Source organism: Mesorhizobium kowhaii, assembly GCF_042431665.1.
Classification (GTDB): Bacteria; Pseudomonadota; Alphaproteobacteria; order Rhizobiales; family Rhizobiaceae; genus Mesorhizobium; species Mesorhizobium kowhaii.
Genome location: NZ_JBHLYT010000070.1, coordinates 1 through 11,707, shown reverse-complemented (window position 1 = coordinate 11,707; position 11,707 = coordinate 1). Strand labels below are relative to the sequence as shown.

10 protein-coding genes and 4 pseudogenes are annotated in these 11,707 nt (G+C 62.6%); 7 read left to right on the top strand and 7 right to left on the bottom strand.

Annotated features, from left to right (window positions below; translation table 11 throughout):
* Positions 1-109 precede the first annotated feature (109 nt).
* From ACFFNA_RS33915 to ACFFNA_RS33890, 5 genes and pseudogenes are all read right to left on the bottom strand, one after another.
* A pseudogene (locus ACFFNA_RS33915) lies at positions 110-789 on the bottom strand (ISAzo13 family transposase); the annotation flags it as partial.
* Between the two features lie 454 nt (positions 790-1,243).
* Positions 1,244-2,125 (bottom strand): carboxylating nicotinate-nucleotide diphosphorylase, encoded by an 882-nt coding sequence (gene nadC / locus ACFFNA_RS33905; RefSeq protein ID WP_095090266.1) that lies wholly within the window; start codon positions 2,123-2,125, stop codon positions 1,244-1,246.
* A 1-nt stretch (position 2,126) separates the two neighbouring features.
* On the bottom strand, positions 2,127-3,668 hold the full coding sequence (locus tag ACFFNA_RS33900; protein WP_378924220.1) for an L-aspartate oxidase: 1,542 nt from the start codon (positions 3,666-3,668) through the stop codon (positions 2,127-2,129).
* Positions 3,665-4,639: a quinolinate synthase NadA gene (gene nadA / locus ACFFNA_RS33895; RefSeq protein WP_095090264.1), complete on the bottom strand. Its 975-nt coding sequence runs from the start codon at positions 4,637-4,639 to the stop codon at positions 3,665-3,667. The genes ACFFNA_RS33900 and nadA overlap by 4 nt, the downstream gene beginning before the upstream one ends.
* 63 nt (positions 4,640-4,702) lie before the next feature.
* Complete coding sequence (locus tag ACFFNA_RS33890) at positions 4,703-5,668, bottom strand: NUDIX hydrolase (RefSeq protein WP_378924218.1); 966 nt, start codon at positions 5,666-5,668, stop codon at positions 4,703-4,705.
* A gap of 684 nt (positions 5,669-6,352) precedes the next feature.
* Between ACFFNA_RS33890 and ACFFNA_RS33885 the strand changes: the two are divergent.
* The 4 genes and pseudogenes from ACFFNA_RS33885 to ACFFNA_RS33870 all read left to right on the top strand — a co-directional run.
* A pseudogene (locus ACFFNA_RS33885) lies at positions 6,353-6,736 on the top strand (helix-turn-helix transcriptional regulator); the annotation flags it as partial.
* Between the two features lie 90 nt (positions 6,737-6,826).
* Positions 6,827-7,459 carry an acyl-homoserine-lactone synthase gene (locus ACFFNA_RS33880; RefSeq protein ID WP_378924216.1) on the top strand — a complete coding sequence of 211 codons (633 nt, stop codon included), beginning with the start codon at positions 6,827-6,829 and terminating at the stop codon, positions 7,457-7,459.
* Between the two features lie 31 nt (positions 7,460-7,490).
* Positions 7,491-7,745, top strand: a complete 255-nt coding sequence (locus tag ACFFNA_RS33875; protein ID WP_143748885.1) for a transcriptional regulator domain-containing protein — start codon at positions 7,491-7,493, stop codon at positions 7,743-7,745.
* A gap of 40 nt (positions 7,746-7,785) precedes the next feature.
* Positions 7,786-8,298 carry a DUF2285 domain-containing protein gene (locus ACFFNA_RS33870; protein ID WP_245331279.1) on the top strand — a complete coding sequence of 171 codons (513 nt, stop codon included), beginning with the start codon at positions 7,786-7,788 and terminating at the stop codon, positions 8,296-8,298.
* A gap of 30 nt (positions 8,299-8,328) precedes the next feature.
* Here the strand turns inward: ACFFNA_RS33870 and ACFFNA_RS33865 are convergent, their stop codons facing one another.
* Positions 8,329-8,604, bottom strand: coding sequence for a DNA -binding domain-containing protein (locus ACFFNA_RS33865; RefSeq protein WP_095090259.1), 276 nt, complete (start codon positions 8,602-8,604; stop codon positions 8,329-8,331).
* Positions 8,605-8,724: 120 nt separating this feature from the next.
* Between ACFFNA_RS33865 and ACFFNA_RS33860 the strand changes: the two genes are divergently transcribed.
* Positions 8,725-8,970: a helix-turn-helix domain-containing protein gene (locus ACFFNA_RS33860; RefSeq protein ID WP_095090258.1), complete on the top strand. Its 246-nt coding sequence runs from the start codon at positions 8,725-8,727 to the stop codon at positions 8,968-8,970.
* A gap of 207 nt (positions 8,971-9,177) precedes the next feature.
* Positions 9,178-10,365, top strand: coding sequence for an IS110 family RNA-guided transposase (locus ACFFNA_RS33855; protein ID WP_245331278.1), 1,188 nt, complete (start codon positions 9,178-9,180; stop codon positions 10,363-10,365).
* On the opposite strand, the pseudogene ACFFNA_RS33850 reads toward ACFFNA_RS33855, so the two are convergent.
* Positions 10,308-10,538, bottom strand: a pseudogene (locus tag ACFFNA_RS33850) (integrase core domain-containing protein); the annotation flags it as partial. The gene ACFFNA_RS33855 and the pseudogene ACFFNA_RS33850 overlap by 58 nt on opposite strands.
* A 230-nt stretch (positions 10,539-10,768) precedes the next feature.
* Here ACFFNA_RS33850 and ACFFNA_RS33845 point away from each other — a divergent pair.
* Positions 10,769-11,228: pseudogene (locus ACFFNA_RS33845) on the top strand (IS110 family transposase); the annotation flags it as partial.
* Positions 11,229-11,707: the final 479 nt, after the last annotated feature.

Below are 11,707 nucleotides of genomic sequence, written 5' to 3'. Positions count from 1 at the left end.
GCCCGCTACAGCGCTAGTTGAAGAGCGCGCGGGCGGCCGCCTTTGCTCTTCCAGCGCTTCAGATCTTGTCGTCGTTTATCAGCGGGTTTCGACCGTCTTCGACAACAGCAAACAGCCGATGCTCGACCTTGTTCCACTTCGATGTGCCCGGCGGATAGAGGTGGACGCGGATCACCAGCCCCGTCTCGTCGGCAAGCCTTTGCAGCCCGACGTTCCAGAGCCGCACGCGCGCACCGTTCGAGCCAGCAACGGATCGACTGCACGGCGAACTCGGCCATATCGCTCGTGAGCCCGACGCTGACGAAGCCGGCGTTGGCGCTCACGTCGTCCTTGCCGAGCTTCTTGTCCTCGAAGTCGTGCACGTTCACGCGGTGCGGGTCGCCTTTCGGGCGATAATCGGTTCCGCCATTCTTGAAGTTGCCGACGAGCTCATTCTTCTTGGTTTCGACCGAGATGACGGGCTGGCCCGCCGCTTGCGCCGCGATGACCTTGGCGTTGATGTGCTCGAACTGGGCGTTGCAGTGGGGATGCTTGGAGCCTTCTTCCGCCTTGCGGTTGGACTGGCGCGAGAAACCGAGCTCGGTGAGCAGTTTGCGCACGCTGTTGGGGCTGATCGCGTGGCCCATGTCAACGAGCGCCGACGCCAGCTTGTCGCGGCTCTTCGACACCCACAGCAGCGGACGCTCCGGATCGCCCTGCGTCGCGGGGCTCGACGAGGCGCGCGAGGTCGGCGAGCAACGTCACATCACGCTCGCTCAGCGGCCGCGGGCCGCCGCCTTGCCGATCGACAAACCTATCCCCTTGGCCCAGCCAGAAGTACTCGTGTGGAAAGGCGATTACCGGTTTCGTTCAAAACAGAAGACCCCAGCTGCTGCCGGCAATGGCTCAACTCACGTCGTCAGCGCGGACCGCTGCATCCATTGTTTCGCCTTGAGCGGAGGAACGCTCCCTTCTAATCGCGTCACAGGATTCGGTGAAGGCGACGTCCAGTAGAAAACTGAGTGTTTCCAGCCCGTGGGAGGCCGCCATCTGGCGCAGTTCGTCGAGCCGGCATATGATAGAGCCAAGTACGTCCACGCAGTCTTTTGTTTGCTCCTGGCCCGTCACTCCCGCCTCGCCGGTTTAACTGTGTGGTCGTGCAGCTAGCAGGCTTGCGTCGACGGTCGGTGGAACTGGGGACGTGCTGGCGCAAGTTAGTCTGCGGCCAAAGGAGTTCCTGCGGTTCCGGTTCATGTCCTCTCCCTCAGTTCAGATGCCTGCTACAATTCCGGTTGGCTGGCATGTCCAGGCCAATGTCGAGGATGGGAGCGCTGTGGGTAAGCCAGCCGACCGAGATAAGGTCGACGCCGGTCGCCGCAATTGCCGAAGCCGTTTTCGGTGTCACCCGACCCGACGCCTCGGTGATAGCCCGGCCGCCGACCATCGCCACGGCCTGGCCAAGATCCTCGAGGGACATGTTATCGAGCAGTACGGCGTCGACGCTCGCCTGAAGCGCCATCTCGAGTTGGTCAAGCGTGTCGACCTCGACCTCGATCTTCACCATGTGGCCAATCGCGCCGCGCGCGCGCTCGATTGCGGTGCGGATGTCGCCGGCAACGGCGATGTGGTTGTCCTTGATGAGCACGGCGTCGTCGAGTGCGAAGCGGTGATTGGCGCCGCCGCCAGCGCGCACCGCATATTTTTCCAGAGCACGTAGGCCGGGTGTCGTCTTTCGTGTGCACACGATCTTTGCGTTATGACCGCGTACCGCATCCACCAGCGCGGCGGTAGCCGTCGCAATGCCGCTCAGCCTGGAGAGGAAATTGAGCGCCGTCCGCTCGGCCGTTAGCAGGCTGCGCGCCGGCCCGTTTACCATCGCGATGGTTTCTCCGGCCGACACTTTGCCACCCTCGGGACACCGCAACTGTATGCTGATCCCAGGATCGACCAGTAGGAAGGCAAACATGACCAGATCGAGCCCGGCAACAACGCCAGCCTGCCTGGCATTCAACGCAAACGTCGCCTTGCAATCGGCTGGGATGATTGCGTCGCTCGTAATGTCGCCAGCTCTGCCCAGATCTTCCAGGAGGGCACTGCGCACGATGGGTTCCATGATGATCTGGGGAAGCGGTGCAAGTGAAGTCATATCAACAGCTCCGTTCGGATGCTTGCCAGCTGAGCGCGACGGCATTCTCAAAGGCTGTGCAGAGCGTCAGTCGCGAGGGGAGGGCGGCAGCACCGCGCCCGGGGAAATCGGATCGGTGGTGCGAGCCGCGGCTCTCCTCACGTCGAAGCGCCGCAATCGAGATCAACATCGCCACTAGTCCCGGGTCGGCCGCCGCCGTCTCGCCAACGGCGATCGGCAGCAGAGCCGCCACGGCCTGGCGTAGCCCCTTGCCATTGCGGATGATACCAAGCGCATTCGAGACGACTTGGCGTAGGGGTGAAGGGTCAGGTCGCAAGGGACCGGCTGAAGGAAGCCTGGGCCACTGCCAGCCGGCGCAAGTGCCACCGACGCTTGCCGCTACCCACGCGGCTGTTGCGACCGCCTCGGCAAGCGAGTTGCTGGCCAGCCGGTTGGCGCCGTGCAGCCCGGTGCATGCAACTTCGCCGCATGCCCACAGGCCGGAGACGGAACTGCGCCCTTCAGCGTCAACGGCCACGCCACCCATGTGATAGTGCGCGGCCGGGCGTACCGGGATCGGCTCGATGGCGGGATCGATGCCGGCCTGCCGGCAAGCCGCGTCGATCGCCGGAAAGCGTCTGGCGAATTTCTGGCCGAGGCATTGCCGGGCGTCGAGATAGACACGACGTCCCACGGTGAGCTGACAGGAGATGGCCCGCGCGACCACGTCACGCGAGGCGAGCTCGGCGCCGGGCGTATTGGCAAGGAAGCGCTGACCGTGTTCGTCGACGAGCACTGCACCTTCGCCGCGTACGGCTTCGCTTACAAGCGGCATTGGTCGGCGGGGGCTGTCGAGGGCGGTCGGATGGAACTGCACGAATTCAAGATCGGCAAGCTCGGCGCCTGCGCAGGCAGCCAGCGCCAGACCATGCCCGAATGAGCCAAGTGGGTTCGTTGTATCGTTGAATAGGCCGCCGATGCCGCCGGTCGCAAGCACCACGCGTCGCGTCGGCAGTGCGAAGGTACCGCTATGTCGGGCCGCCAACACGCCCACAATGCCGCCCTCCGCAACCACGAGGCGAAGGGCTGTCACGCCTTCCAGGATCGTGATCGAACGTGTCCGCCGGATCGCGGCGAGGAGCGTGCGGAACAACTCGCGGCCGGTGGCGTCGCCGGCGGCGTGCACGATCCGGCGGCGCGAATGCGCCGCCTCGAGGCCGAGCCGCAGTTTCCCATCCAACGCACGGTTGAAAGGAGCACCCAGACGAATGAGATGGTCGATTGCGTTAGGTAGGGCCTCGACCACCCGCCTGGCCATCGTTTCGTCGCAAAGCCCATCGCCGGCGGCAAGCGTATCGGTGAGGTGCAGTTCGGGGCTGTCGTCTTCGCCGACGCTCGCCGCGAGCCCGCCCTGGGCCAGCGTGCTGGAGGCGTCCGTTCCAAGCGGGGTCGTGGAGAGAAGGACGACTGGTTGCGGCGCCAGATGAAGCGCCGTCACCAGGCCGGCAACGCCCGCGCCGATGATTACTGGCGCCCCGCCAATGTCACGCATCTCTTGCGTCATACGAAGAGCATGCGCTCCACAGCCCAACGGGCCCGCTCAGCAACATGGGGATCGATCGTGACGACGTGACGGTTTTCTTCGAGCGCGCTGCGGATGTTGGCGAGCGTGATGCGCTTCATGTGCGGGCACAGGTTGCAGGGGCGTACAAACTCGATTTCCGGATGTTCGACGGCAATGTTGTCACTCATCGAGCACTCCGTCATGAGCATCACACGCGCTGGCTTGTGCTGTCCGACGTAGTCCGACATCGCCGCCGTCGAGCCAGCGAAGTCTGCCTCCGCCACGACCTCCGGTGGACATTCAGGGTGAGCAAGCACCGTTACGCCGGGATAGGCCTCGCGCAGCTCTTGAATGTCGGACGCTGCGAAGCGCTCATGCACCTCGCACCGTCCCTTCCAGGCAATGATCTCGACTTTTGTCTGCGCGGCGATGTTTCTCGCCAGATATTCGTCGGGCAACATGATCACGCGAGGCGCGCCGAGCGACTTCACCACCGCCAGCGCATTCCCCGAGGTGCAGCAAATGTCGGACTCAGCCTTCACGGCGGCGGACGTATTTACATAGGTGACAACCGGAACTCCCGGATAACGCTCACGCATCAACCGCACGTCCCATGCCGTGATCGAGTCGGCCAGCGAGCAGCCGGCGCCGAGATCCGGGATGAGTACTGTCTTGTCGGGATTGAGCAGCTTGGCCGTCTCAGCCATGAAATGCACGCCTGCGAGCACGATGACTTGCGCCTCGACCGTCATTGCCTTGCGGGCGAGAGCCAGGCTGTCGCCGACGATGTCGGCCACGCAATGAAAGATCTCCGGCGTCTGATAGTTGTGGGCCAGGATGACGGCGTTGCGTTGGCGCTTCAGCCCCAGGATTGCGTCGATGTCGTCGCTGAAGGCCGACCATTCGATTGACGGAATCACGCGGCTGACGCGATCGTATAGGGAGGTGGCCGTAGGTAACGCCCGCGTCATCGGCGCCTCCAATTATAGTCAATCTGGTTATAAGGGGATATTTCTACACCGACTATAAGGATGTCAAGACCGCGCCAGCGGCAATTTTGTCCCAGCTATGACCGTCTCGTCGAGAATGGCATGACGGAAGCGATAAAGCTTGGCGGGCCGCCCGCCGGTTTCCGTGGTGGTCTCGCCTGTTTCCTCGACTAGCTCCTGCTGCTCGATCAGGCGGCGGAAATTCGGCTTGTTAACGAGCCTGCCGGCGAGCGCCTCCACGGTTCGCTGCAGCTGTAGAAGCGTGAAAACCGGCGCCATCAGCTCGAACACGACGGGCCTGTATTTGATTTTGGAGCGCAACCGCGCAATACCTGTTGCCAGGATGCGGCGATGATCGGCGACCATCGATCTGCCCGGCATCGGGGCGAGGGCACCCGCATGCTGCCCGCCGCGAGCCGCCTCTTCAATCAACGCAGCCTCATAGAGCAGCTCATAGCGTTGAAGAACGAGCTCCTCGTTCCAGCCCAGATCGTCGAAGCCGAAAGCGACTGCTGCCCGCCGCTGGCGCTCGCGACGCGCCTCGACCTCTGGCGCGCCTTGCGCCCATTCGATCAGACGGGGGCGCAGAACATCCAGCACCACCGGCGGCGTGCCGGAGCGATGGTCCTCCCACGGGAAGTAATCGTACCAGCTCCCCCAGCAGGGCTTGGCCGAGTCTCTGGCATATTCTTGCCGGGTGAGTGCGAGATAGCTGATCGAAATCACACGTTGCGGGTTTTCGGCGCCGATCCTGTCGCGGTCGGCGAATGTGTAGAGCTGCTCGATGTAACCAAGCGGCTGACCGGTTTGCTGTTCGACCCATGCCCGAAGGCCCGATTGCAGCGAGCGGTGATCGAACTCGAACGGGTCCGACGGAAGTGCATTGGCCTGCCCGATGGTGAGAACGGAAGGGTGCCCATCGGTGACCGCGACCACGACAGCGATCAGATCCGCCTTGACGTCGTTGGCCTTGCGTCCGGCGCGGGCTTTTCTGGTGTCTTTTGCGTCCATGTTCCCCAAAATGGTCGCAACCCCGCCGCGAAGGAACTCAATCGATTTAATCAATCTTTATCATGCCTGCCGGAGCGTCAACACCACCAATTGCGTGATTTTAGCTCTTCCCAGCTGCACCAATGGGCTTCAAACACGACACCGGCCGGCGGTAACGTGAGGGAAGGCACCTTCGAGCGCGGTCGGGACGCAATGCCATCACACCTCCGGATATTCGTTCCCGCAGGCGCGGAACGCCACTGGTTGGCCTGCGGGCAGGGCGAGCGCGAAGCTGGTTGATTGCGCGCCGCGAGACATCGTTCTTGTCGGTGACAGCGTCGGCATCGTGCTGCTTGGCCCGCCAGCCACCCTCGGCGTTACGCCGTAACATGATGATCATGCATGCCTGGCGCCGGGAGCAGGCTAAAAACGAGCACTGACGGCAGTCGACTTGCCTTTCGACCCCCAGCACGAGGTGCCAAGCATGCTTTCCATAATGCTGCCCGGCTGATGGCGGGGACCGGCTGCGCGGCCGTCCAGCTCGAGCGCTGGCGAGCCGATGGCCCATCCGCTTGCTCGGTGCGCGGAAAACTGCGATCACGGCGATGCCGGCTTGACGTTGGTCAACGCGCTCTGGTCGCTTTCCGCGCGCCGACCCGGACGGTTCGCTTCGCCTCAACCACCAGCTCCCGAACAGCCGACCGCTGCGGTGTGACCATTGCGATTGTCGAACGCCGGGGCGGTGTCGCGGCCGTGACCTTTGCCGCTGACGAACCCAATCGCTCGTTCCTGCTCGCCGCCGAGCGCTATGAACAGGCGCTTCAACTCATGGCGACCTGTTTCCATATTCACATTCGTCGCAAGCTTGTTACCGATCGAGTGATAAGTGGTATTGCGCTGACGCTGCGGGAATATGAGTGCATGCAATGGGCGGCGCGCCGCAAGTCAGCGTGGGAGACCGGCCGTATCCTGGGCGTCAAGCGCCGTTCAGCCGCGTATCATCTGGACAATGCCAGGAAGAAGCTCGGCGTGCGCACAGTCATGCAAGCCGTGATGCAGCTTTCGGCTTCCAACAACGATCTTTTCTGACAAGCAGCTTTACCCTGTACAGTTGCACAGGATGCTTCGTGCCGAAGGTTCGCCTCCAATGCCAGGGTGATCCCTTTAAGGAGGCCCAGCGTGATTCAGCTTGTTACACCCGATTGCTATGGCGACTTTGTCGACGAACTTCATGAAATGCACCGCTTGCGTTACCGCGTCTTCAAGGAGCGGCTGGACTGGCAGGTGCCGACGAACGGCCGCTACGAGATCGATTGCTTCGATTCCTTGAAACCGAACTATCTCCTTTTGCGCGGTTTCGGCGGTGCTGTCGAGGGATGCGCGCGGCTGCTTCCGTCGACCGGACCCACCATGCTGGGCAACACTTTTGCCGAGCTGTTGGAAGGCAAGGCAGCGCCCAGCGAGCCGGATATCTGGGAAAGCAGCCGCTTTGCCCTCGATCTTCAGCCATCGACCCCCAAGGGCGCCGGCGGCGTGGCTGTCGCCACCTACGAACTCTTCGCCGGCATCATCGAATTCGGCCTGTCATGCAGTCTCGAGCGAATTGTCACGGTCACCGATCTGCGCATGGAGCGCATCCTGCGCCGCGCCGGCTGGCCGCTTGAGCGGATCGGCGAACCGCACGCGATCGGCCTAACCCGCGCGGTGGCCGGATATCTCGACGTCTCGGCCGAGACGCTTGGTTCCGTTCGGCGCAATGGCGGTTTCCATGGGCCGGTTCTGTGGGCGCCAATAGCCTGCGGCGCGATGTGATGCCTGGTCGGTTTGTCCGTGGGGCTTGTCCATGAGGTCGGTGGAGGACACCGGAGCCGACTGGCCGGACTGGTGCGATGATAGGGCGTACCAGCATACGTTTCGTCTGACGCGGCGAGAGTGGGCCTGGGAGTTCTTGCGGCGCAATCCGGCATTCCGCAACGATCTGGCCAAGGCACTGGAGGGGGCCGAATGGCTGGGCAGTCCAAGGTCGCTCGACATCATCGCGTCGCGCGCCGACCTGACGCGGTGGGGCGTTTTGTTTCGCGGACTCCTTGCGGCCTGATGCGCGTGTATTCTGGTGTCCACGCCAATGTCCCTACGTCTTGCCGATCACCGCCGAACCGGCATCTTCCTCGGCCGCGCCGCCCGCTTTCGATCTGACGGCGCCGCCATGTCGTGCCACGGTGCTTTTGGCAGGCAACGGCCGCCAGCACGTTCTGTTGCGCCCTGCTGAGCGACATCTTCAGCTCGCGGTTTCAGGTGCGACAGTCGCTCAGCGCGTGCGCCTGCAGGTCGACGCGATCTGGCCGGCCGGGCAGGCGAAGCATCGGCTATGGGCACTTGAATGCCTCAACAGCCTGGCGATGCGCGGACGGCTGCCGAATACCCTGTTTCGTGCGGAGGCGCGTGGCCGACGTCTCCGCTTCGTCCTTCGTGCGCTCGATGGGTCGCTGTCGGGGGCAACGCACCGGGTCATCGCCGAAGCCCTGCTTGGCCAAGCGCGCGTCAGGGCCGATTGGGCAGATCCGCGCGATCATCTGCGCGACCTGATCCGTCGCGCCATACGCCGCGGCCATGCCCTCATGAACGATGGATACAAGGACCTGCTCACTTGAAAATGCGGTGTGGCGCACCCGAGCAAATGGTCAGCTGCCGAACATTGCCTTGTAGCCCGTCCTCACCATCCAGTTTGCACGTCGCAGATGACTGTCAAGCGACTTTAGGGCTCGCTCCGGTTCGCATACCGGATCGAGGCCGAGAATGACTTGCGCCATCTCTTCCTTGCTTGCGTTGTCGGCCGATGCGTCCAGCAGCCGCATGTAGATCGTGAAATGCTCCCTGTCGTAGGCCGTGAGACTGTCCGACCAGGGGACTTCGTCGATAACGGGTTCATTAGGCTCGAGGCGCGATCTGTTTCCCAATTCTCTCTCTCGGTTTGTACGATCGCGCGTCCGCCCTGACGCCCGGTCAATATCCTAAAATGGGATACTCCGAAACTGGGATTAGTCGGCGAGCCGGTTCCTTCATGGCCGGTTCGCAAAATGCCGAAATCCCTTCGATCATCTCGCCAGCGCCAGATGCTGAAACAGCTGATTGCGGCGCGAAAGAACAAGGGCCTGACCCAGCTCCAGGTTGCGCAGGCGCTGGGCCGCCCACAGTCCTTCGTCGCAAAGTATGAGGGCGGTGAACGTCGTTTGGACGTCATTGAGTTTTTAGAACTAGCGGAGATTCTGGAGGTCGATCCCTGCCAGCTGCTGGCACAGGTTCCTCGTTCTCGCCACCGATAGGTCACGATAAGGGGAGCTTCAGCGAGAAACGTCCTCAAGTCGAATCCTTCAACAAGGCGTCCGGCGGGCCGAGACCGCAGGATCTGCTTCGCGATGGACCGAGCCCGATCTGCTTTGCCGGCTCCGGGCGGTCTCGGCCGCCCACCTTCCCCTCGCGGCCATGAGCAGGACCTGACGCAAGAGGAACTGGCTGCGCGCGCGCTGAGTTTGACCCAGGTTGACGATCTGAGCCGTTCGCTCGTCCCGTTTGATCAAAATAGCAGCGTAATCGTCGTTGTTGAAATGAGTGAATCGAGTTGGTTGGCGGCGGGACAGGTTCCCGGCATTGAACGCTTGCCTCTGAAAAAGTTGGAGCCTGATCCTATTGCTTTGCTGCGGCTGGTGGAGCGGTGGCGTGACGAGGCGGTCAAGGTGGGCAATGCAATCGAACGGATTGCGCTGGCCTTCGAGGCCGGGCGCGATGGGTTCTGGCTGGCGCGGTGGCTGGAGAGGCGCGGCATCGAGGTGCACGTCGTCCATTCGACTAGCGTCGCGGTGTCGCGCGAACATCGTCGGGCGAAGACCGATCGGTTGGACACGGCGATGCTGATGCGCGTCTTCCTGGGCTGGCTACGCGGCGAGCGTGGGCATTGCGGGATGGTCGCAGTTCCGACGCTCGAGGAAGAGGATGCCAGGCGTCCAAGCCGTGAGCGGGAAAGTCTGGTCAGCGAGCGCACGCGGATCATCAACCGCATGAAGGCGATCCTGGCGTGGCTCGGGATCCGCAGCTTCAATCCCAAATTGCGAAAGGCAGTACAGCGCCTTGACGGGCTGCGGACACCGGACGGTCTGCCACTGCTACCCAATACGATCGATGAACTCCGGCGCGACATGGCCCGGCTCGCCATGGTCTGCGAGCAAATCAAAGCGATCGAGAAGGCCCGCCTTGCGCGTCTCGAACAGGAGCCGGCGGCGGGGCCGCACGCGATGGTGCGTCTCATCGCCAGCATTATCGGCATCGGCATCGAGACAGCAGACATGCTGGTTCAGGAGGTGCTCTCCCGCAATCTTCGCGACCGGCGGGCTGTGGCGCGCTATGCCGGCCTGACCGGCGCGCCCGACGAAAGTGGCTCTAAGCGGCGCCAGAAGGGACTGGCGAAGGCAGGTAACGCCCGCGTCCGTCGCGGCCTGATCCAGCTTGCTTGGCGCTTTCTGCGGTTCCAGAAGGATAGCGCTCTGGCCCAATGGTACCGGGCGCGAACGGAAGGTCCGACCGCCGCACGCAAAACGAAGATGATCGTAGCGCTCGCCCGCAAGTTGCTCATAGCCTTGTGTTTAGTCCCGGCATTTTGCTGGAGCGGATTTAGCTTGAAGCGTTGTTGTTCTGTGGCCCAAGCTTCGCAGATGAACTGGTAAGGCGTGAGGCCGTTGAGGGTCTTCAGCCTACGAGCGAAGTTGTAGGCGGAGACGAAGTCTGCAAGGTGCTGGCGAAGCTGATCGTGGCTCTCGTAGTAGGTGGCATCCTTGATAGTCCGGTTCATTCTTTCGACCTGGCCGTTATCCGGTATGTGATCTGCGGTGCCTATTCGTCCTGCTGTTTCTTTGTTTGGAACGGCCTTATGGTGAGCCCATCCGGGACCTGGGGCACCGGGAGCACGAAGGTGCGGGCAGGCCGTCTTTAGACCGTTGGCTGAGAGCCCGAGCTCGTTACATGGCCGCCCCTCGCGACTTTCCCGGATGCGCTGCGAGCGCGGATCAGTAGATGTCGTGTTGCCCGCCAGCTCCCGTTCTTGACCGAGCCAGAAAGGAGGCAACAGGCATGTGCATCATCGGACTGGATATCCACCGCGCCTTCGCCGAGGCGGTGGCGTGGGAGGACGGCAGGCTCAGGCGGCTGGGCCGTGTCGACATGCGGCGCGACTGCTAGAGGCGTTTGCCGCAAAGCTGGCGCCGAGCGACATCGTGGTGATAGAGGCCACTGCCAACGCGTCCTCGGCCGCCGCGGTTGTCGCGCCGCACGTACAGAAGTGGTGATCGCAAACCCGAAGCAGGTGCGCATCATTGCCTATGCCAAGATCAAGACGGATACGATCGATGCCGGCGTTCTGGCGACAGCAGGCTTCCTGCCAGAAGTCTGGATTCCGGACGAGCCGACACAGGCGCTGCGCCGGCAAGTGACGCGGCGCAATCAGATCGTCAGGCAAAGATCGCGGTTGAAGAATGTCATCCAGTCGATCCTTCATAGCCACCTCATCCCGTCCTGCCCGCATGCCGACCTGTGAGGCGCCAGTGGTGGTTGCCGCGCAAAGCAATAAATCTCTCGCCAGGTTATTGCGATACTCGTCCAACATGAGGTCTAGTCAGGCTTCCGTCAGATACCACGAGTATGATGATACCCTCAGCGTGCAATGCGACAGGAATGACCGTGCGCAATTGTATTTTCATTTGCACTCGGGGTTGGCTATGACGGGTATTGGTCGACGTGGTGGCTTGTACAGTGGGCAAGTCAGAGCTGGGGGCGCGCAGGACATAGGGGGGGCCCGCGGTCCTGCCTCTGGACAAGGTGGCCAACAGTTCAATTCACTCATGGAGCGGATGCGTTCCGACCATGAAAATCCAGAGGGCGGACCCGTCCGCACCAGTGATATCCTGCGGGACGCGTCTCCTCATCCATCAGTTGGCGCACGCGGGAGGCGGCGCGGGTTGGATAGGGAGGAAGGCTGGTCGCATTTCGAGGATGAACCCTGGCGCGGCGATC

Excerpts from the sequence above, each read along its gene's own strand:
- nadC (WP_095090266.1), bottom strand. The coding sequence starts at position 2,125 with ATGACTTCACTTGCACCGCTTCCCCAGATCATCATGGAACCCATCGTG.
- ACFFNA_RS33900 (WP_378924220.1), bottom strand. The coding sequence starts at position 3,668 with ATGACGCAAGAGATGCGTGACATTGGCGGGGCGCCAGTAATCATCGGC.
- nadA (WP_095090264.1), bottom strand. The coding sequence starts at position 4,639 with ATGACGCGGGCGTTACCTACGGCCACCTCCCTATACGATCGCGTCAGC.
- ACFFNA_RS33890 (WP_378924218.1), bottom strand. The coding sequence starts at position 5,668 with ATGGACGCAAAAGACACCAGAAAAGCCCGCGCCGGACGCAAGGCCAAC.
- ACFFNA_RS33875 (WP_143748885.1), top strand. The coding sequence starts at position 7,491 with ATGAGGTCGGTGGAGGACACCGGAGCCGACTGGCCGGACTGGTGCGAT.
- ACFFNA_RS33860 (WP_095090258.1), top strand. The coding sequence starts at position 8,725 with ATGCCGAAATCCCTTCGATCATCTCGCCAGCGCCAGATGCTGAAACAG.